Consider the following 21,452-nt stretch of genomic DNA (forward strand, 5'->3'; position numbering starts at 1 on the left):
CTTCCCCCCTTACAAGCTATATGTATGCAAGCTTGGGTTAAGATAGGCTATCTTTCTAAATTTTTTTAGCTTACTGCTTCTTGTTGATCTTCTAAATCGCAATTTATAATCGTGATGCTCAATATATTTTTTAAGTTCACATCAAAAGGAGTGTCTAATAGAACACCGTCTTTTTCTATTATTCGTACAATCGGACGTTCTGTCATATCTTTGTTTTGACCAACGACAATACCTTTACTACCGTCACTTAGTTCTAGCGTTAATCCATTCGGATAAATCGCTACAGACTTTCTAAACGCTTCTATTATTTCTTTATCAAAAAGACTACCGGATCCCGAATATAGTATTTCTAACCCTTCATGCGGCAACATTGCATTTCGATACACTCTATGAGATGTACATGCGTCAAACACATCTGCTACAGCTAATATTTTCCCGAACAAATGAATATCGTCCTTCTTTAATCCTCTTGGATAGCCACTGCCGTTTAACCTTTCATGATGTTGGAACGCACAATGAGCAACTAACATCGGAATTGTATGCATATTACGTAATAAGTCATACCCTTTCGTCGTATGGCTTTTCATCATTTTAAACTCTTCGCTCGTTAACTTTCCTGGTTTATGTAAAATTTCTTTCGGAATTAGCATTTTCCCAATATCATGCATAATGCCTCCGAGTCCTAACGTTTCTAATTCTTTTGAAGATAGACCTAATTTTAAGCCAATAGAAAGTGCATAAACCGTTACATTTAAAGAATGAGTGAATACGTAATTATCATGTATATAAATATCGGTTAATAGTGATGCTACTTCTTCATTATTTTTCATATCGGTAATAATATTTTGAATAAGCTCTCTAAACTTTTTGGAAGATTGATCTAACATAAATTTTTTACTTAATGTTAAATCTTTCATCTCATTAAAGGTGGAAACAATCGTCTCCATTGCTTCTTTTCTTACAGGTTCTGAAATCATGCTAGGTGTGTGAATATCACTAGTCCTAGAATCTTCTATGTATACGTATGTTACGTGAAGAGTTTCTAGCGTCGAGATCATTCTTTTTGTAATCGGGATACCACTACTTAATAGTATCCTCCCTTTGTCGTTATAAATCGACTTTGCCAGTTTCATTCCTGGCTTAATTGACTTCGTAGGTAATAATCTCATGATTTCTCCTATCTAGTTCGACAAAATTTTTATTTCTACTACCATTATATATAATTCTAGAAAATTTACATTGTTATTTAAAAATTTTCTCCAATTATTCTTAAAAATTTTTCAAAATACTTTGTACATTTTTTAAGGATAGTGTTAAGTTAGGGAATCATATTTAATTGTATGAGAGCAGACTTTTACTTTCATGCAAAAAAAGGAAGGGAATAAAGATCCCTTCCTCCGTTAGAGTAGTCGATATTTTTATACCATTTTCAGTAGTGCGTCTTTGCCTGCCATTCCTACAGTGATTCCTCTATTTTCTGCCTCTAATGTCACTGATTCTAACGGTGCTTCAAGCAGTTGCTCAATCGTTCTTACACCAACTGCCCTCGCTGCAATAATACCACGATCTTTTAGTTTTTCGTTTAATAGGGCTACATCTAATGCTCCACACATAATATATCCTTTATCCGAAGTAACAGCCATAAAGTTCGTTTTTGGTAATTTAACCGTTATCGCAGTGAAAGGTGTTCCGTTTATATAGATTGGACTCATTTCTACCATGGTATTTAATAACACTCCCTTCTCTCTACAATTTATGAAGAGAAGGGATAATCTGTGTTTACATATTACTGGATTGCAGTTTCCAAGTTATGACGTCTCGTAACAATTCTGGTAAATAATACGTTTTATTTGTTGCTTTCCGTAATATTGGAAACAAATAGCCGAACGTAAACATATCTAACGTTCCTATCCGATATTGTTTATGTGCTTCTAGTAAAGTACCGTTTATAAAAATTTGATCAATATGCCTCGTACCCGCTCGATCTGTTTTGAACGTATAATGTAAACCGCTATACACCATACAGCCCATTTTTTTACCTCTGAAGCCAAGCCCTTTTATTGGAAACTGCTCCATTTCTTCTGTTGCAGCATGTAGAACGAGTTCTTTTAGCTCTTCTCCACGTACTGTAATGAGGCAAGGGTTAATTGGATGAGGGCAAATTTTATGTATCATTCCTCTTGTAACTTCTCCTGAAGATAAGTCACCTAGAATAACGCCTGCATTCACCATTCCAACGTCCGCTTCACACCATTGTTTCAAAGCATCTGCAAGAAGATTCGTTAGCTCTGTCGGCTGTATCCAACTGTTTATAATTGGCTCTGTTAATGTATGAACTACTTCTTGCATATCCCTATTTGCCTTTTGCTCCATTTCATCTATCATTTCTTCTATGTACAAGGAAGGTGAAAACTCCTTTAACGCATGCAATTCACACCACTTTTTAATCCCTTTGTCTTCAAACTGTAGATGAACTTCACCAATATAATTACCGTGCTTGCCCGCACCACAAATTAAAGTGTTCCCGATTACTTTTCCAGTTGGCAATACGTGATGAGTGTGCCCACCTAATATAACGTCTATATCAGGAAATCTCCTCGCCAACTCTTCATCGTCAGTAATTCCTAAATGGGACATGACGATTATTGCATCTACTTCCCCTCTTATTTGTTGTATCGAATTTTCTAAGCTAATGTATGGATCTTCCATCTTCCATCCAAGTTGCTCATAAAACATTTCATAAAACACCGTTATCCCGATAAATCCAATTTTTACTCCATCGATCTCGTGTATAGAGTGAGGCATTACCCATGACGGTCTTTGTCCATCTTTCTCATATAAATTCCCGATTAAAACAGGAAAAGTAGCTTTAGAATATAAATTAGAAAGTGCATCATAATTCATTGTGATGCCTTCATTATTTCCAATTGTAGCGTAATCATATTGCAATACATTCAACATCGTTGTGTTAGCCTTCCCTAGTGTTGCCTCGGTAATTGGATGAAATCGATCCATATTATCTCCAATATCAACCGTAATGGACGGACTACCTTCTCTATAATCCTTTAAGAAGGTTGCGATTTTTGGATACGCTTCAAAATGGCTATGTATATCATTTGTATGAAAAATTCGAATCGTTTTCATCTAATCACCCCCTCGTTAAAATAAACCCTCTATTAATAAACGAACTCCAACTACTAATAACATGATTCTTAATCCTACTACGACCATTTTACTCGTTAAACGTTGGTTTAACCAAGCTCCTAATTTTGCACCAATCCATGCACCAGGAATTAATAAGGCCGCAAATAACCAGTGAACATTGCCTAATGAAATATGAGTAAAAGACCCCATAACCGATGATAAAGTTATAATGAACATAGAAGTAGCAACCGCTACATGTGGTGGAAACATAAAGAGCATAATCATCGCAGGTACCATTAAAGCTCCACCTCCTACGCCAAACAAGCCTGAAGTAAATCCTACAAAGAACGAAATAAGAAGTCCTACTACTGGTGAAAAACTATAATGATGCATAGTCCCATTTTGATCCTCATAAGATCTTCTCCAACTTTTTTCTTTTACAGTAGTTGGTCGTTTCATTGTGTCTTTCCAAAATAAAATAAATGAAATAAAAAGGATAAACAGGCCGTAAAAGAAAAGAAAGCTATCTGCATGTAAATAGTTATTCACCCATGCACCAATGACGGTACCTGGCCCACTTCCTAGAAATAATAAGAGTCCACTTTTATAATCTACTGTTTTATATTTCAAATACGATATAGTGGATGAAAGCCCGGTAAAAAAGATGACAACTAAAGAAGTTCCGACTGCTAGCTGCGGTGTTATGCTATGAAATGTAGTAGAGATACTACCTAAAAATAATAGGCACGGGACGATAATTATTCCCCCACCAAGTCCAACTAGACTACCAACTACTCCGGCTAAAAAACCTACCATTAATAATAGGAATATCATGTACTCTTCTCCTAATCATTAAATAAATCAAGCTGCTTCGGTGCTAAACCTGTGTATTCTACACCTAGCATCTCAATAAACATTTTGGCGTTGTCCGCTGCATCGCCACCTGAATTATTATTAAATAATATATAAATATCTTTTGATTGTTTTTCTAGTTGTCTTATATGAGGGATCCAATCTTGGAGTTCTTGTTTATTATACCTGTATAAATACCTTATATCGCGCCATTCTTGTCCTTTTACCGGCTTAGTCCAAGCATGTACATTTCTTCCATGAAAGCGAACAAGCGTCTTTTCGCTATCTGTTGCATTTACTATTGTTGGGACCGACTTTTCTCCTGCCTGCGGTTCATCACAAACACTATGTATCCACTTTTCCGAACGCATAAACTGTAACGTTTTTTCTTTCATTTCACCTTTAAACCATGATTGATGACGGAATTCTAACGCAACTGGAATGTCCCCCATTTGTGCTCGACACCATCTTAAATAATCGACGTTTTCTTTACGGCACTCAAACCAAGGTGGAAACTGAAATAACACCATACTTAATTTGTTCGTTTCCTGCAATGGTTGTAATGAATCCATATACGCTTTAAACATATCTTCTTTCGTTTCAAATGGGATTTCACCACGCTGATGCCCTGTCATTCCTTGATAAGCTTTTGGAATGAATGTAAAGGTTTCCGGAGTTTCTTGTACCCATTTTTCCACATTCCTTTTCGGTTGGATTGCGTAAAAGTATGAATCAATTTCAACGATAGGAAAATGAGCCGCATATTCTTTTAACTTATCACGTGAGGAAACACCCGACGCATAAAGACTATCATGGTCTCCCCAACCAGTTACACCTATATATATCAACTGTTTCACCTCATTTTGTTTATTTTATCATATTTCTAATAACTTCTAACAGATTGGAGTCTAGTAGATGAGAAGTTGTGTAGCTGTTGAGTTATGGAGGTAAAAAAAGTCGGTACTATAAGCTGTAGGGGTTTCCTTTTTGTAAGGGTACTATACGAAGAGCGAAAGAAGCCCCAAGCAAATAGCTTTACTTGGGACGTGGAAAGAAGTGCCTTAGCGATTTTGTTCTTTTTTACACAAATTTACTTAAGTTAGTCATACCAGTGCAATACTTTTCCACTTAATGTTTCTTCCTTGTCTATATGAAGTGTTAGCGAGGATGTTTTGTTTTGCATCGATAGGTCGTTTATCACCCGAGCTAGGGCTTCTAACCTACCTTGATGTGAATACTAGGATTATTTTTAATAAATCATTAATTACACCGTACCTCTTTTGTTCTTGGAAACCCAGACAAAATAGATTAGTAACCCAATATAAAAATAGATGGGTATTATTAAAGGTTGTAGTAAATTACCTACAGGTAGAAATCTGAAAGTTGAAAGAAAAATACTTAAAACCAGAATTCCAAAATAGAAGAATATATTCAATCCTAAAAATATTTTTAGAATTTTTTTATCTTTTCTTTCCATGAATAAACAATAAATGCTAACAGCAAGAAACAAAAATAGAAAAATTAATTCTATACTAGTTATCATTGAACCAAAGAAGGAAATTCTTTCAATCTCTGCTGGTATTATTGTAGATTTTACTTGATATTTTTCAGCCAAATTAATTCTATAATTCTCTAAAAAAATGTAACCCAAATATAAAATCGTCATAAAAAAGAAGTACAAGGAAAATAAAAGCTTATATTTCTTTGTTTTTATATGTTTTCTCACTCTTCAACCTCATTTCAACTAAATTCAGCTAGATTATTGTAAAGGGTGATTCGAAAAGTTATGAGAATGACTTCCGAAGTTTAGAGTGAATCCTAATGGTAAATCTCCTATCGATACTCCCAATGTTGCCATCATAGTATAACTTGTTCTAAAGGTTGCAGTACTTCCAGAATGTGAACTAGATGTTGTGATGCTTTGTAAGTATGGAGAAAAAGCTGCTCCGAAATTAGCAGTAGTCAGTCTTAGAACTGGTGAATTTGTGTGAGTTACCCTGTATGTACTTGAATCATAAGAATAACTTCCCGATAATGTAACTACCCATTCATTCTTTTGTAAATTTATCTTTAGTATCAGTTGCCAGCTTATAAAAACTCTCAGAGACATTTTTAGACCTAATATTCATTGTTGTAGAGTCAGTTGTTAAGAAATCACTTTCTCCATCTTGACCACTTATTACATCAATATCTGTAATAACCGTATAAGAAATAGATAAGTCATTTTCGTAAATATAGCTTTGTATATTTTTATAATCTCCTTCTAAATATAACTCGTGAGCAAAATCGATAAATTGTTGAGTGATATCTTCTTCAGCTGAATTCACTACTGTTACTTGATTTAAATCCTTAAAAAAATCGTTGATAAAATCATAAAAAACTTCACTAACTTCTAACCCATCTCAACTTGCTGATACCACCTGTTGACTGAAAATGAAAAATAAGACTAAAACAAAAGCGCCTAAAAACTTCTTCAAAATTTAACACCCCTTGATATTAGATTAATATAATTATAAAACATATTTTTTCAGAATTTCAAGTTTATTCTAAAAAAACACTCACTTATTACAGATAATGTTCGTTCTTTTGAAACGTTTCGTTGCTTCTTTAATAAGCATGAAAACGGATATACTTTTCCAAAATCGCAGAGTTAACACCTTTCTGAGGTGAAAAAAAAAAAAAAAAAATCGCCAAAGACAATGGCGATTTTTCTATAAGATTATCCGATAGAGCCTTCCATCTCGAACTTGATAAGACGGTTCATCTCTACTGCATATTCCATTGGAAGTTCTTTCGTGAATGGCTCGATAAAGCCCATTACGATCATTTCTGTTGCTTCTTCTTCTGATAAGCCACGGCTCATTAGGTAGAATAGCTGCTCTTCTGATACTTTCGAAACTTTTGCTTCGTGCTCTAAAGAGATGTTATCTGTGAATACTTCATTGTATGGAATTGTATCAGAAGTAGACTGATTATCCATAATTAGCGTATCACACTCAATGTTAGAACGAGAACCAGCTGCACGTTTACCGAAGTGAACGATACCACGATAAGTTACTTTTCCACCTTGTTTAGAGATAGATTTAGAAACAATCGTAGAAGAAGTATTTGGTGCTAAGTGAATCATCTTCGCACCTGCATCTTGGTGCTGACCTTTACCAGCTAGTGCGATAGAAAGTGTCATTCCACGAGCGCCTTCTCCTTTAAGGATAACTGCTGGATATTTCATTGTTAGCTTTGAACCGATGTTACCATCAATCCATTCCATCGTTGCATTTTCTTCACAAACTGCACGTTTTGTAACAAGGTTGTAAACGTTGTTCGCCCAGTTTTGAATAGTCGTGTAACGGCAGTAAGCGTCTTTTTTAATGATAATTTCTACTACTGCACTATGAAGTGAGTTCGTTGTGTAAACAGGAGCTGTACATCCTTCAACGTAATGAACATGTGCACCTTCGTCTACAATGATTAACGTACGCTCGAATTGACCCATGTTTTCAGAGTTAATACGGAAATACGCTTGTAATGGAGTATCTACTTTTACTCCCTTTGGTACGTAGATGAATGATCCACCAGACCATACAGCAGAGTTTAAAGCAGAAAACTTGTTATCTGTTGGTGGGATAACTTTTGCCCAGTGCTCACGGAAAATATCTTCATTTTCTTTTAATGCTGTATCTGTGTCTTTAAAAACAACACCTAGATCTTCTAAGTCTTCTTGCATGTTGTGGTAAACTACTTCAGATTCATACTGTGCAGATACACCAGCAAGATATTTTTGTTCCGCTTCTGGAATACCTAATTTGTCAAACGTTTGTTTGATTTCTTCAGGTACTTCATCCCAAGAACGTTCAGACTTCTCCGAAGGTTTTACGTAGTACGTAATTTCGTCAAAGTTTAAGCTGTTTAAGTCTCCGCCCCATTGTGGCATTGGCATGTTATAGAAATGCTCTAGCGACTTTAAGCGGAAATCCAACATCCATTGCGGCTCATTTTTCATACGAGAGATTTCTTCAACGATTTCTTTCGTTAAACCACGGCCAGAACGGAAAATGGATACGTCTTTATCTTTAAAACCATATTTATAATCACCGATTTCAGGCATTTTTTTTGCCATCGTTTCGTTCCCTCCATTCTAAGAGGTGAGCAGTTTTTACGATGAAGTAAAACCTGCTCCCTGTTCAGACATTCTATTCTTCAGCTTGACAACCTTTTTCCATTGCCTTCCATGCTAATGTTGCGCATTTAATACGCGCTGGAAATTTTGCCACACCTTGCAGTGCTTCGATGTCGCCTAAGTCAAGTTCATCTTCGTCGTAATCCTTCCCTAACATCATATCATAGAAAATATGTGAAAGCTTAATCGCTTTTTCGACTTCGAGTCCTTTCACAGCTTGTGTCATCATTGATGCAGAAGCCATGGAAATAGAACAACCCTCTCCATCGAATTTTGCGTTTACTACTTTTCCATCTTCTATTTTCATTGTTAGGTGAATGCGATCACCACAAGTAGGATTGTTCATATCTACAGTGATACTATCTTCCTCAATCGCACCTTTATTACGTGGGTTTTTATAGTGATCCATAATCACTTGTCGGTACAGTGTGTCTAAATTATTAAAAGACATTGCTAAAGTACTCCTTTGTCTTCACTAATGCTGCTACTAGCTTATCAATTTCTTCTTCTGTGTTATACAGGTAAAAACTAGCACGTGCAGTCGCAGAGACATTTAACCATTTCATTAAAGGCTGTGCACAGTGGTGACCAGCACGAACAGCAATACCTTCTGCATCTAACACAGTAGCAACATCATGTGGGTGTACATCATCTATATTGAACGTTACTAGTCCAGCTCTTTCCTTTGGACCAAAAATAGTTAAGCCTTCCACTGTAGACATTTTTTCCATCGCATATTTAGCAAGTTTATGCTCATGCTCCAGTATATTGTCTAAGCCAACTTCCTGTAGAAAATCGATAGCTGCCCCTAGTCCTATTGCACCAGCAATAATTGGTGTACCGCCTTCAAATTTCCAAGGAAGCTCCTTCCAAGTCGACTCTTGAAGACCAACAAAATCAATCATTTCTCCACCGAATTCAATTGGCTCCATATTTTCTAGTAAAGCTTTTTTACCGTAAAGAGCTCCAATTCCAGTCGGACCACCCATTTTATGACCTGAGAATGCAAAGAAATCACAATCTAAGTCTTGAACGTCCACTTTCATGTGTGGAGCACTTTGAGCTCCATCTACTACCATAATCGCTCCTTTACGGTGAGCAATACTAGCTATTTCTTTAATAGGGTTCATCGTACCTAAGACGTTAGAAACTTGCATAATAGAAACAATTTTCGTGTTTTCTGTAATAGTGTCTTCCGCATCCTTTAAAGAAATAGTTCCATCTTCTTGAAGTGGAATGTATTTTAATGTTGCTCCAGTTGCTTTTGCAACCTGTTGCCATGGAATGATATTACTATGGTGTTCCATATACGTAATAACAATTTCATCGCCTTCTTTAACGTTTGTACGTGCATAACTGGAAGCAACTAAGTTTAGTGCTGTAGTAGTTCCTCGTGTAAAGATAATTTCTTCCCTAGCTTTCGCATTAATGAAGTTTTTAACTTTATCACGAGCTCCTTCATAACCATCTGTCGCTCTTGTACCTAGTGTATGCACTCCACGATGAACATTTGAGTTATATTCACGATAATATTGATCTAACGCTTCAATAACTTTTAAAGGTTTTTGTGAAGTAGCAGCACTGTCAAGATAAACTAGTGGATGACCGTTAACCTCTTGATGAAGTATCGGAAATTGTTCACGAATATCTTGGATATTCATTACTTAACTTTCCTTTCTATTACTTGAACTAATAGGTCTTTCACCTTTTCAATTGGTAACTCTTTTACTACAGGAGCTAAGAATCCATGAATTACTAGACGCTCTGCTTCACTTTTAGAGATACCACGGCTCATTAAGTAGTATAGTTGCATTGGATCTACACGACCTGCAGATGCTGCGTGTCCAGCCGTTACATCATCTTCATCAATTAAAAGAATTGGGTTCGCATCTCCACGAGCTTTTTCACTTAACATGAGTACTCGAGATTCTTGCTCAGCGTTTGATTTAGTAGCACCGTGCTCAATTTTACCGATTCCGTTAAATACAGAGCTTGCGCTATCTTTCATAACACCGTGTTTTAAAATTTGTCCATCTGTATGTTTTCCATGGTGGATAACACTAGTAGTGAAGTTTTGTTTTTGCTCTCCACGGCCAACTACAACCGTTTTTGTATCTCCAACAGAACCGTCACCGATTAAATGAGTAATGTTTTCAGAAATAGTATCTCCGTCGTTCATTAATCCTAGTGCCCATTCAATTCTTGCATCGCGACCAGCAACTCCACGGCGGTTAACATATGTTGTAACACCTTTACCTAGTGTATCAACTGCACCGTATTGGACAGTAGCATTAGATCCTGCAATTACTTCTGTAACGATATTGAAGATAGATCCTTCTCCATCATTTGTAGAAATATAGTTTTCTACGTAAGTAACGGCACTGTTGTCATCTGCTACGATTAATACGTGGTTAAACATCGCTTCTGCTTGATCATGTACGTAGATTGCTTGGAATGGCTCTTCCACTGTTACGTTTTTTGGTACGTATAGGAATGCTCCACCATTTAATAATGCAGCGTGTAATGCAGCTAATTTATGCTCATCAACTTTTACTCCATCTTTCATGAAGTATTTTTCAACTAACTCGCTATGATTTTTAGCTGCTGTAAAAATATCAGTGAAAATAACACCTTTAGAAGTTAACTCTTCACTTAGGGAAGTATATAGAGCTGTGTTGTCTACTTGTACATATACATTTCCAGCATTCTCAACATCTAATAAAGTTTTTATGCCCTCTGGTAATACATCTAAAGAAGTAAGAGAATTGTTTGCAACTGTATGTTTACTAAACTGTGTAAAGTTCCAGTTCGTAATCTTCGTTTTATCTGGCTTTGGTAAAGGTAGGTCTTCTACCTTCGCAAGAGCTTGTAAGCGAAGATCTAACAGCCACTGAGGTTCTCCTAACTGCTTAGAATAATTGCTGAGGTACTCTTGATCGAACGGTAATTTCGTTTCTAACGTCATGATTATCCCCCTTGCTTACGCTTCTTGCCCTACTGTTTCGTCTTCAATTCCTAGTTCAGCTTTAATCCAGTCATAACCTTCTGCTTCTAAACGTTGAGCAAGCTCAGGCCCACCAGATTTAACAATACGACCTTGCATCATTACGTGAACGTAGTCAGGTGTAATGTAGTTTAATAAACGTTGATAGTGAGTGATGATTAAGCAACCGAAATCATCGCTACGCATTTCGTTAATACCTTTAGATACTACTTTTAATGCGTCAATATCTAAACCAGAGTCAATTTCATCAAGGATTGCAATTTTAGGCTCGATCATCATTAATTGAAGGATTTCGTTACGTTTCTTCTCTCCACCAGAGAAACCTTCATTTAAGTAACGTTGTGCCATTGCTGGATCCATTTCTAAATATTCCATATTTTTGTCCATTTTACGGATAAACTTCATTAAAGAAATTTCATCGCCTTCTTCACGACGTGCATTAATTGCAGAACGTAAGAAGTCAGCGTTTGTTACACCAGAAATTTCACTTGGATATTGCATTGCAAGGAAAAGACCTGCTTTCGCACGCTCGTCTACTTCCATTTCTAACACGTCTTCACCATCAAAAGAAACGCTACCACTAGTCACTTCATATTTAGGGTGTCCCATAATAGCAGACGAAAGTGTAGATTTACCAGTACCGTTTGGTCCCATGATTGCGTGGATTTCTCCACCTTTTACTTCAAGATTTACACCTTTTAAGATTTCTTTATCTTCAATAGATACATGTAAATCTTTAATAGTTAATGTTGAACCCATATTTCTTACCTCCAATGATCTCGTGTTCTATGTGAAAACACATATTATGTTAATTCTCACTTTATTCTCATTACAATCTTATAACAAATTAAAAGTGTTAGCAACCTTTTAAAACTTAAAGTAATTTCCGTTTATCGAATAGGAGAATATAATGAATATCATTATAGTTTTCACTTTTTACCTATGAAAAAAACGTTAATATTTATTTTTAATTTTTTCAACAAAAATGGTAATAACTACTATATCAGTATAATCGAAATCGGTTTCAAAAGTAAAAAAAGCTGATCGATTCTCATTAAAGGGAGAAACGATACAGCTTTATTAACAGTATTATAATTTATTGTATTTAAGTATGGCATCGTCTTTCTATTTCAGAAACTATTTTCAAGCTTTGCTCGTATTCTTTTTCTCGATTACGCTCAACTTCTATTCTTTTACTCAATTTTTGACTATATTCCTCATATCCGATGCCGTGTGCTTGATACATCGCTTTTTCCATTTCTCCAGTGTACTTCATTTGTACGTGTTGGATAATAAACCAATCCTTTCCTATTTAAAAGTGTTTTTTATTTCTCTTAGTTGAGAATGTTTAACACAGTATTAATGATAACAAGAGAGGATGTTTTTCCCAACCCGCATATATCTTTATAGGAGCGCTGTAGGAACTCTGAGGCCATTTCTCATTGTTGACTACTGTTCTATCGCAGTATTCTTCCTATTTCCTTTAGAATAGTGCTATTACCAAAAAGGAGAAAGGCTATTTAATGTTACTGTGACTCGGAGAAGTCAGTGATGCATTCTTGGACGAGCGTTACCGCCTGGCTCATTGCTGCTCCTCCACCGAAAGCCGCCGTTACTCCACAAGCTTCTAAAATCTCTTCTTCTGAACAGCCATGATCTAGACAGCCTTTTGTATGATATACGATACAATATTCATCTTGAGAATAAATGCTTATCCCTAATGCAATTAACTGCTTTTGTTTTTGATCTAATTTTCCATCCTTAAAACATACTTCTGTAAATTGGTTATAATGACGTGCTATTTCTGGCATTTTTTCAGAAAACACACCAATTCCGTGTTTATACTCTTGTAGTACTGTTTCTGCAAAATTTTGTTCTTTTTCCATGCGCGTTATCACACTCCATCATAATTTCAATGTTAGTATGCTTAATGAAAAATTATCTATGCGCGCATAATTTAATGGTTCAATAGAAAAAGCTACGGTTTTAATCGTAGCTTTTTCGGTAAATTATTTATTTGCAGGGATAACAGAACCTTCGTATTTCTCTGTAATGAAGTTTTGAATATGTTCTGATGTTAATACTTCAATTAACGCTGTAATACGCTCATCGTTCTCATCTTCAGCACGAGCTGCAATGACGTTTACATAAGGGTTGTTCTCTGGAGACTCTAGTGCGATTGCCTCTTCAGCTGGGTTAATATCTGCACCTAAAGCATAGTTACTATTAATTAATACCGCATCTCCATCACCGTTTAAATAGGCAGTTGGTAAGAAAGCCGCTTCAAAGTTGTAATTGAATTTTAAGTTTTTAGGATTGTCTTCAATATCTTCAAGTTGAGCATTCGTAAATTCTACACCTTCTTTAAGGGTAATTAACCCTTTTTCAGCTAATAGAGATAAAATACGACCATGGTCAGGAAGAGAGCTACTTAATAAAATTTCTGCTCCGTCTGGAAGTTCTTCTAAACTATTGTATTTTGAAGAGTATATTCCGATTGGTTCAATATGAACGCCACCAACATTGACAAAGTCATAACCATTTTCTTCGATTTGTGCTTCTAAGTATGGGATATGTTGGAAATAGTTAGCGTCAAGATCACCATCACGTAATGTTTGGTTCGGTAATACATAATCTTGGAACACGTTAATTTCTAGTTCAATTCCTTTTTCCGCTAATAACGGTTTTGCCTCTTCTAATATTTCAGCATGAGGAACGTTAGATGCTCCTACAACTAATTTTTTTGTTTCTTCTTCTGAACCTGTACCTGCCCCGTTATCAGAGTCTGTACCTGTACCACAAGCTGCTAATACGAAAAGAAATAATGATGCTAGTGTGATTGCTAATACTTTTTTCATTTTTGCCTCTCTCCTATCTTTTGTCTAATTTATTTGTTAATAAATCCCCAATAAATTGGATGATAAATACGATAATTAAAATAACGACAGTACTAATAAATGTAACTTGCCAGTTATTACGTTGGAAGCCATCTAAGAAAGCTAGATTTCCAAGTCCACCAGCTCCTACAAAGCCCGCCATCGCTGTATAACTAACAATCGCTATAGCTGTAACTGTAATACCAGATACGATTGCCGGCATAGATTCTGGAATAAGCACTTTCCAAATAATTGTTGTCGTTCTTGCACCCATTGATTTGGCAGCCTCAATAACACCTTTATCAATTTCACGCAAACCAATTTCAACCATTCTGGCATAAAAAGGTGCTGCACCTACTACTAATGCGGGTAGGGCTGCGTTTGCGCCGATAATAGAACCTAACATAGCTCTTGTTACCGGTATTAATAGAACAATTAATATAATAAACGGAATAGACCTGAAAATATTTACAATGGCTGCAATAATGCTATTAAAAAATTTATTTTGCAGTAAGTTTCCTTTAGAGGTGAGAAAGAGTAATAACCCTAAAATAATACCTAAGACGAATGTAATCGCAACAGAAATGGTTGTCATATACACCGTTTCTTGCGTTGCTTCCCAAACTCTATCCCAATTCACACGATCAAACATTCGTCATCACCTCCAGTTCCACTTGTTGCTCTCGGATGTATTGAAGTGCTGAATCTATTTGTGCTTCCGCTCCATCGACGTGAATGAACAATGTACCATACGGACCGTCCTGCGTATAAGATACCTTCCCCTGCAGAATATTGACGTCAACATCGAACCTTTTAATTAAGTGAGTAATAATCGGTTGTTCTGCTGAATCTCCTACGAATGTTAGTTGTACTATTTTTCCACTCTCGTACGTTTCTAGCAAATGTTCAATCGAGTCTTTCGCTTCTTCTGGCTCTGAAACTTGCTTAACAAATTTTTGCGTAATGAGCTGCTTCGGCTTACGGAAGACATCTAATACGTTACCTTCCTCTACAACAGATCCATTTTCCATCACAGATACACGATGACAAATTTTACGGATAACGTGCATTTCATGCGTAATTAATACAATGGTTAAGCCAAGTCTTTTATTTATATCAACGAGTAGCTCTAATATAGAATCTGTCGTTTGTGGATCTAACGCGGAAGTTGCTTCATCACATAACAACACTTTTGGGTTGTTCGCTAACGCTCTCGCTATACCGACACGTTGTTTCTGCCCACCACTTAATTGGGATGGATAAGCATTTTCTCTACCTGTTAATCCGACAAGCTCGATTAGTTCATCCACACGTTTCATACGCTCTTTTTTATTTACTCCAGCAATCTCTAATGGGAAAGCAATATTTTCACGAACCGTTCGTGACCATAGCAGATTAAAGTGCTGAAAAATCATACTAATTTCTTGGCGGGCTTTACGTAGTTCACGACCTTTAATTTTAGAAATATTACGACCAGCAACTGAAACCTCACCAGAAGAAGGCTTTTCCAATCCGTTCAACATACGAATTAATGTACTTTTCCCGGCTCCGCTGTAACCAATAATTCCATAAATTTCTCCTTTGTGAATCGTTAAATTCACATCGTCCACAGCCGTTACTACCCCGCTTTTAGCTTGAAAGATTTTCTTTACATTTTGCAAACTTATCATGATGTCCACCTTCTTTCGCTTCACCTATTTTATTTATTCTTAAACAAACGTTTATTTGCTATTCTAGTAAAGATTAGTGTCAACCTTTTTAAAAAATAAAAGAGCCTTTCTGCGACATGACAGAAAGGCTCATTAAAAAATCCTTTCTCTCATCTCTCAAAGCAACTACGCTTTGTGTGAATTGGCACCATTTCAACTAAGTTGACGGTTGCCGGGCTTCAACGGGCACATTCCCTCCACCACTCTTGATAAGAGTTTTAGACATATTTATTTTTACGTTAAGTAGCTAACACTTTAAAACGTTTAAGTATCGGAATTACGAATGTAATCGTATCACGGTACAAAATAGCTGTCAATATATTTTTTACAAAGAATTATGAAACGATGTTTATATTTGTAGATTTATGTTTTGCCATTACAAAAATAGATTCCAGTAATAAAAAGTGCCGATATGTTCCTTTAAATTTGATGTTAGGATCACTCAAAGGTATTACACCCTTCAACAAATCTGTTATATTTTCTTCTTCTCCTGCTATCAGTACATCTCCATTGACATTTGCTTCCACGATAGAAATACCTTCTTTTGCAAACTGCAATTTCACGTCCACTTGATTAAAGGTTTTTATCGTACATATAATTGGATAGGTAGGCAGAATTGGTGTAATAAATGATTTCTCATTAACTCGTTCAACAAAATCTTGTATCATTTCGTCCATTTGCATTGACATTATCCTCCGTGATTTCCGTATTGTTATACAATTACGATAAAAATGGAGAATATCCTTTCCTTTTTTCAAAACAAATATCGTCAATTTCCGAAAGTGATGTTCTATTTCCCAAGAAATATGTCTTATTTACGAAATATTTGCTACCTGTTGATGTACCACTTTTTTGCTATTTCGAGTAAATACGATATAAAAGAAGATAGAGCTACATATATAAAGGCAAGCTGTAATACAAAATACAACTGCATATCCCCAATAACTACCTAAATAAAAGACAATCCCCATCGAAACAGGTCCCATACTCGCCCAACCTATGTTAAACACCATTTGGTTAATGGAATTTGCCAATCCTTTCATCGAGTCGGCAACCTTTTCCATCATTAATGATGTTATGATCGGATTTGCTGCATTCATTAGAGCTTGGCGAAATAAAAATCCTAACGCCGCGAACCAAAAACTATACGTAAAAGCAGTAAGAAGCATAAAAGGAATCGACAATAATTGTAATAAAACAATTGCTTTAACTTCCCCAACTCTTTTTACGAGGGCTGGTCCAATAATCATGGCAACAGCTGTAACCGCTTGACCTAATGAGAGAATAAATCCAATAGAAGTGTTACTTGTTTCAAATCTGTCGGCAAAATAAAGGTTTAAATACGGGATTACTAATCCAGATCCAAAGCCGATTAGCAGTTGTGCAAATGCAAAAAAGCCAATTAATTTTAACTGAGTTTTATTTAAACGAAAACTTTGTAATAAAGATGTTTTTTCTTTTTTTATTTCTCGCTTCTTTTCCATCATTTTTACAATTGGTAACAGTCCCAATAAACAAAAGACTGTTCCGATAATCAATGTTCCTCTAACACTCCAAACGGGAGATAACTGGAAGAGATGCAGAAAGACGTCCGTTAATGTGCCACCTAATAAATTTCCTATTACGTTTGAACCTGTCATAACGGCAAAATGCAAACTAAATAGTCGCACTCTTTCTGCTTGACTAGAGTTTTCTGCTAACCATGGGACTGCAGAAACTTGTAAAAAAGCAAGTGTTAAACCAAATAAAAAGGCGGTTAGTAACAATAAACCTTCCGCTTCAAATGTACTTCTCAATAACATAAAAGAGGAAGTTAAAATTACGCCCGTTACCATCATTTTCTTACGACCGAATTTATCACTTAATAACCCAGCCGGAATTAAAATTATTGCAGCAGCTAACGAAGACATCGCAATCATACTACCATTTACCTGCTCAGCGAAACCTAATTCTCTTATGTAAAAGTTATACATCACCATAAAAATGCCTAGTCCAATTTGGATGAAAATGTTAGCTATAAAAAAGAGACGAATGTTTTTATTATAATGAACGAACGGTTGTAACGCTTTATTGTAGAGACCTTTCATTATACCCTCCATGAGAAAAAATATTTCGCTTCCCTAAGTAATAGTAGTGTGTTTTTTCTGAAAAGTAAAGAAGATTTAATAAATAAAATTATAAAAAAATGTGAGTGGGTTGTTTAGGGGCAATAAGGCACTTTTCCTAATTATAAGTGCAGTTAAACACCGCCCTTATAGTAGGCCAAAAAGAAAAACACCTTTTAGAAGGTGTTTCAATTTATCTTACTTTGAAGTTCATTAAACCAATGATATAAATGTTCCACTGATTGTAAGGCGTATTTCTTCTCTAATAGTTTTCCTTTATAAAACACAATTACACACGGTACACTTTCAATTTCCCATTTTAATGCAAGCTCTCTTGCATAATTAACATCTATTTGGCCGAAAACTAAGTTTGGAAACAATTCTTTCGTGATGTTTAACATTTTACTAGCTAGTCCGCATGTGCCACACATCGGTGTATAAAAGTATACGACCGATAACGTTTCCTCCCCTTCTATTTCCTCTAAAAGTTTCTCTCTCGTCCACTCGTTCATTTTGTAGTTCATCCTTTTTCATTGCAAATATTGTGTATTTACATCTATATTAGCACTAAGTAACACAGATGCAACATGATGATATGGTGCTGTTGCTACTTCTCGATATGCACGATCAATATATAAATGTTCCGCTTCAGGAAATTCTTTTTTAAACAACTTTCTTAATTTTTCTCCTGCAAGATCACTATCGACTAATATATAGACTTCTTTATCAAAAAGCTCTTCCACAAGATCATCTAACTTAGCAAGGCTGATTGTGCCATTTGTACATATGATATTTACTCGTTCTTTTAGTACTTGTTCTACTCTCTTTTTATCTGTTTTACCTTCTACTATGATCACTTTTTCCCCATCGAAGATTTCCATACTTATCACCTTTATCTTTTAATAGTTAGGCTGACAAAATATGCAGTCTATCTTGTTAAGCGACGGTGTGTATTTTAATTATTGATTTTGCTGGAGAGAGAGTTATCTTAAGAACAGATTGAATGATTTTCCTTGTCGTCGCTTGACAATATTCCCCTTACATAAACATATTCGCTTTAGCGTTATTGTTCCCCTTCTTTTTGTTAAAATGGGGTTTTATTATTTTCGAGTATAAGGTGAATGTTGTGAGTGGAGTTAATATTTGGGTTTAAGTAAGAGTAAGTCCTAATATCTTCTTAGTATTAGCTGGGTTAGTCGAAAAAGGTTCGCAGCTGGTGTGAAAGTGAGGCCGGTTGGCCGAATAGTGGCTGTTGGTGGCGTGAATGTGTGGCCGCTTGGCCGAATAGTGATTGCGGTTGGCGTGAATGTGAGCCCGGTTGGCCGAATAGTGGCTGTTGGTGGCGTGAATGTGGCTCCGGTTGGCCGAATAGTGATTGCGGTTGGCGTGAATGTGAGCCCGGTTGGCCGAATAGTGGCTGCTGGTGGCGTGAATGTGTGGCCGCTTGGCCGAATAGTGATTGCGGTTGGCGTGAATGTGAGGCCAGTTGGCCGAATAGTGACTGCTGGTGGCGTGAGTGTGTGGCCAGTTGGCCGAATAGTGGCTGCAATTGGCGTGAATGCGAGGTCAGTTGGCCGAATAGTGACTTCAGGTGGCGTGAATGCGAGGCCAGTTGGCCGAATAGTGGCTGTTGGTGGCGTGAATGTGTGGCCGCTTGGCTGAATAGTGACTGCTGGTGGCGTGAATGTGGCTCCGGTTAGCCGAATAGTGACTGCTGTTGGCGTGAATGTGTGGCCGCTTGGCCGAATAGTGATTGCGGTTGGCGTGAATGTGAGCCCGGTTGGCCGAATAGTGGCTGCTGGTGGCGTGAATGTGAGGCCAGTTGGCCGAATAGTGGCTGCAATTGGCGTGAATGCGAGGTCAGTTGGCCGAATAGTGGCTGCAATTGGCGTGAATGCGAGGTCAGTTGGCCGAATAGTGACTTCAGGTGGCGTGAATGCGAGGCCAGTTGGCCGAATAGTGGCTGCAATTGGCGTGAATGTGTGGCCGCTTGGCCGAATAGTGATTGCGGTTGGCGTGAATGTGAGCCCGGTTGGCCGAATAGTGACTGCTGGTGGCGTGAATGTGTGGCCAGTTGGCCGAATAGTGGCTGCAATTGGCGTGAATGCGAGGTCAGTTGGCCGAATAGTGACTTCAGGTGGCGTGAATGCGAGGCCAGTTGGCCGAATAGTGGCTGTTGGTGGCGTGAATGTGTGGCCGCTTGGCCGAATAGTGATTGCGGTTGGCGTGAATGTGAGCCCGGTTGGCCGAATAGTGACTGCTGTTGGATTGAGTGTGAGGCCGCTCCGTTCCACGGTCTCCACGTTTTATCCATTTCTTAATGGAACACAGAAAAAACGGAGCAGTTATTTGCTCCGTTTTTCTTAGCACCAACCGTTTTCGTCGTCACAGTCGACGTATTTCATGTCAGGCTTTGTTGGGACGTGTACTTGTTGGTATATTTTTGAACCGTTTTGTTCGAAGCCAGATTTAAGCTCGAATTCGTTACCGTTTGGTGTGAATGTGACTTGTCCAATTGGATCATTTTCTAAATACAATTGAAAGCCGGTATCACACAGTTTTCCTGTAACACGGTCAGTTATATCTAAACGTTGTTGTTGAAGTGTCATTTTCTCCACCCTTTTATTTGCTTATAAGCAGGTTGAATTCTGCTTTATATCAGTTAGAGTGTCCAAAATGAAATAACGTTATTAGTCTTCTTTTACTAACTCTTCGTATTGCTCTGCAGTCATTAAATTATCTACTTCACTGCTATCAGAAAGTTCTACAACAATCATCCATGCTTTTTCGTAAGGAGACTCATTTACGAATTCTGGGTTATCGTTTAAATCTTCATTTACTTCTACTACTTTTCCACTAACAGGTGAATAAAGCTCAGAAACAGTTTTAACTGATTCTACACTTCCGAATGAATCGTCAACCGTTACTTCATCTCCTACTTCTGGAAGCTCAACGAATACGATATCTCCAAGCTCAGATTGTGCAAAGTCCGTAATACCGATACGCACTTTACCTCCTTCTTCTTTTACCCACTCATGCTCTTTAGAATAACGTAATTCTTTTGGTGTGTTCATAAAAAAATCCTCCTTAAAGATAGTATAAATTTATGTAAAGCTTCCCTTTTTTAAAGTAGATAGCTTTCTAAAATGGTTTTATTTCCATGTTTCTTCAAAGTGCTTTTCGTTAAATCCAACAGTCACTTTCGTACCATCTGTCGTAATTGGACGTTTAATTAACATACCATCTGATGCTAAAAGCTCTAACATCTCTTCTTCTGTAGCCGTTTTTAGTTTATCTTTTAACCCAAGTTCACGATATTTCATACCGCTAGTATTAAAGAACTTTTTTAGTTCTAATCCACTTTTTTTATATAGTTCATGAAGTTCATCACGACTTGGTGGATTTTCAACAATATGTATTTCGTTGACTTCGATTTCATTTTGAGTTAACCATTTTTTTGCATTTCTACAAGTGCCGCATTTTGGATACCAATAAAACGTTACGCTCACTAATATCAACCACCTTACTTTGTTATTTACTCCATATTGTAGCACAATCATACACTATAGTTCTAATAACAAAATG

At 36.8% G+C, this 21,452-nt stretch carries 25 protein-coding genes and 1 riboswitch; of the genes, 2 read left to right on the top strand and 23 right to left on the bottom strand.

Annotated features, from left to right (window positions below):
* Positions 1-65: 65 nt before the first annotated feature.
* The 20 genes from BC6307_RS18755 to BC6307_RS18850 form a co-directional block, all read right to left on the bottom strand.
* A complete protein-coding gene (locus BC6307_RS18755; RefSeq protein ID WP_066419590.1) occupies positions 66-1,169 on the bottom strand; it encodes an HD-GYP domain-containing protein in 1,104 nt (367 codons plus the stop codon).
* Positions 1,170-1,418: 249 nt separating this feature from the next.
* Entirely contained in the window at positions 1,419-1,721 is a 303-nt protein-coding gene (locus BC6307_RS18760) for a YunC family protein (protein WP_066419589.1), read from the bottom strand.
* Between the two features lie 58 nt (positions 1,722-1,779).
* The gene (locus tag BC6307_RS18765; RefSeq protein WP_066419588.1) at positions 1,780-3,144 is read right to left on the bottom strand and encodes a bifunctional metallophosphatase/5'-nucleotidase; all 1,365 of its coding nucleotides are present in this window, start codon (positions 3,142-3,144) and stop codon (positions 1,780-1,782) included.
* Between the two features lie 15 nt (positions 3,145-3,159).
* Positions 3,160-3,978 carry a sulfite exporter TauE/SafE family protein gene (locus BC6307_RS18770; protein ID WP_066419580.1) on the bottom strand — a complete coding sequence of 273 codons (819 nt, stop codon included), beginning with the start codon at positions 3,976-3,978 and terminating at the stop codon, positions 3,160-3,162.
* A gap of 11 nt (positions 3,979-3,989) precedes the next feature.
* Complete coding sequence (locus BC6307_RS18775) at positions 3,990-4,844, bottom strand: DUF72 domain-containing protein (protein WP_066419578.1); 855 nt, start codon at positions 4,842-4,844, stop codon at positions 3,990-3,992.
* Positions 4,845-6,044: 1,200 nt separating this feature from the next.
* Positions 6,045-6,323 carry a hypothetical protein gene (locus tag BC6307_RS18785; RefSeq protein ID WP_066419574.1) on the bottom strand — a complete coding sequence of 93 codons (279 nt, stop codon included), beginning with the start codon at positions 6,321-6,323 and terminating at the stop codon, positions 6,045-6,047.
* A gap of 392 nt (positions 6,324-6,715) precedes the next feature.
* A complete protein-coding gene (gene sufB, locus BC6307_RS18790) occupies positions 6,716-8,113 on the bottom strand; it encodes a Fe-S cluster assembly protein SufB (protein ID WP_066419570.1) in 1,398 nt (465 codons plus the stop codon).
* Positions 8,114-8,186: 73 nt separating this feature from the next.
* Positions 8,187-8,624, bottom strand: coding sequence for a Fe-S cluster assembly sulfur transfer protein SufU (gene sufU / locus BC6307_RS18795; protein ID WP_066419565.1), 438 nt, complete (start codon positions 8,622-8,624; stop codon positions 8,187-8,189).
* Entirely contained in the window at positions 8,614-9,834 is a 1,221-nt protein-coding gene (locus BC6307_RS18800; RefSeq protein ID WP_066419563.1) for a cysteine desulfurase, read from the bottom strand. The genes sufU and BC6307_RS18800 overlap by 11 nt, the downstream gene beginning before the upstream one ends.
* Complete coding sequence (sufD, locus tag BC6307_RS18805) at positions 9,834-11,138, bottom strand: Fe-S cluster assembly protein SufD (protein WP_066419561.1); 1,305 nt, start codon at positions 11,136-11,138, stop codon at positions 9,834-9,836. Before sufD ends, BC6307_RS18800 begins: the two co-directional genes overlap by 1 nt.
* Positions 11,139-11,153: 15 nt before the next feature.
* On the bottom strand, positions 11,154-11,936 hold the full coding sequence (gene sufC / locus BC6307_RS18810) for a Fe-S cluster assembly ATPase SufC (RefSeq protein ID WP_066419560.1): 783 nt from the start codon (positions 11,934-11,936) through the stop codon (positions 11,154-11,156).
* A 346-nt stretch (positions 11,937-12,282) separates the two neighbouring features.
* Entirely contained in the window at positions 12,283-12,435 is a 153-nt protein-coding gene (locus BC6307_RS24880; RefSeq protein ID WP_157076692.1) for a YuzK family famiily protein, read from the bottom strand.
* Positions 12,436-12,703: 268 nt separating this feature from the next.
* Positions 12,704-13,063: a carboxymuconolactone decarboxylase family protein gene (locus BC6307_RS18815; RefSeq protein ID WP_066419559.1), complete on the bottom strand. Its 360-nt coding sequence runs from the start codon at positions 13,061-13,063 to the stop codon at positions 12,704-12,706.
* A 123-nt stretch (positions 13,064-13,186) separates the two neighbouring features.
* Positions 13,187-14,035, bottom strand: coding sequence for a MetQ/NlpA family ABC transporter substrate-binding protein (locus tag BC6307_RS18820; RefSeq protein WP_066419558.1), 849 nt, complete (start codon positions 14,033-14,035; stop codon positions 13,187-13,189).
* A gap of 13 nt (positions 14,036-14,048) precedes the next feature.
* The gene (locus BC6307_RS18825; protein WP_066419556.1) at positions 14,049-14,705 is read right to left on the bottom strand and encodes a methionine ABC transporter permease; all 657 of its coding nucleotides are present in this window, start codon (positions 14,703-14,705) and stop codon (positions 14,049-14,051) included.
* Entirely contained in the window at positions 14,698-15,723 is a 1,026-nt protein-coding gene (locus tag BC6307_RS18830) for a methionine ABC transporter ATP-binding protein (protein ID WP_066419553.1), read from the bottom strand. Before BC6307_RS18830 ends, BC6307_RS18825 begins: the two co-directional genes overlap by 8 nt.
* Before the next feature lie 146 nt (positions 15,724-15,869).
* A riboswitch (SAM riboswitch) is annotated at positions 15,870-15,978 on the bottom strand.
* 119 nt (positions 15,979-16,097) lie between these two features.
* Entirely contained in the window at positions 16,098-16,445 is a 348-nt protein-coding gene (locus tag BC6307_RS18835; RefSeq protein ID WP_066419551.1) for a hypothetical protein, read from the bottom strand.
* A gap of 132 nt (positions 16,446-16,577) precedes the next feature.
* Positions 16,578-17,849, bottom strand: coding sequence for an MFS transporter (locus BC6307_RS18840; RefSeq protein WP_066419550.1), 1,272 nt, complete (start codon positions 17,847-17,849; stop codon positions 16,578-16,580).
* Positions 17,850-18,055: 206 nt separating this feature from the next.
* Positions 18,056-18,379 carry a thioredoxin family protein gene (locus tag BC6307_RS18845; protein WP_066419548.1) on the bottom strand — a complete coding sequence of 108 codons (324 nt, stop codon included), beginning with the start codon at positions 18,377-18,379 and terminating at the stop codon, positions 18,056-18,058.
* Between the two features lie 18 nt (positions 18,380-18,397).
* Positions 18,398-18,748, bottom strand: coding sequence for a toprim domain-containing protein (locus BC6307_RS18850; protein ID WP_066419547.1), 351 nt, complete (start codon positions 18,746-18,748; stop codon positions 18,398-18,400).
* Positions 18,749-19,085: 337 nt separating this feature from the next.
* On the opposite strand from BC6307_RS18850, the gene BC6307_RS25130 reads away from it, so the two are divergent.
* Positions 19,086-19,529, top strand: a complete 444-nt coding sequence (locus tag BC6307_RS25130; RefSeq protein WP_169714892.1) for a hypothetical protein — start codon at positions 19,086-19,088, stop codon at positions 19,527-19,529.
* 24 nt (positions 19,530-19,553) lie between these two features.
* On the top strand, positions 19,554-20,234 hold the full coding sequence (locus BC6307_RS25135) for a hypothetical protein (protein WP_169714893.1): 681 nt from the start codon (positions 19,554-19,556) through the stop codon (positions 20,232-20,234).
* Here the strand turns inward: BC6307_RS25135 and BC6307_RS18865 are convergent.
* The 3 genes from BC6307_RS18865 to BC6307_RS18875 form a co-directional block, all read right to left on the bottom strand.
* Positions 20,231-20,476: a YusG family protein gene (locus tag BC6307_RS18865; RefSeq protein WP_066420640.1), complete on the bottom strand. Its 246-nt coding sequence runs from the start codon at positions 20,474-20,476 to the stop codon at positions 20,231-20,233. The two genes, BC6307_RS25135 and BC6307_RS18865, sit on opposite strands and share 4 nt — an antisense overlap.
* Before the next feature lie 81 nt (positions 20,477-20,557).
* The gene (gene gcvH / locus BC6307_RS18870) at positions 20,558-20,941 is read right to left on the bottom strand and encodes a glycine cleavage system protein GcvH (RefSeq protein WP_066420639.1); all 384 of its coding nucleotides are present in this window, start codon (positions 20,939-20,941) and stop codon (positions 20,558-20,560) included.
* Positions 20,942-21,019: 78 nt separating this feature from the next.
* On the bottom strand, positions 21,020-21,376 hold the full coding sequence (locus BC6307_RS18875; RefSeq protein ID WP_066420638.1) for an arsenate reductase family protein: 357 nt from the start codon (positions 21,374-21,376) through the stop codon (positions 21,020-21,022).
* Positions 21,377-21,452: the final 76 nt, after the last annotated feature.

Origin of the sequence: Sutcliffiella cohnii, from assembly GCF_002250055.1 — a bacterium.
GTDB classification, from domain to species: domain Bacteria; phylum Bacillota; class Bacilli; order Bacillales; family Bacillaceae_I; genus Sutcliffiella; species Sutcliffiella cohnii.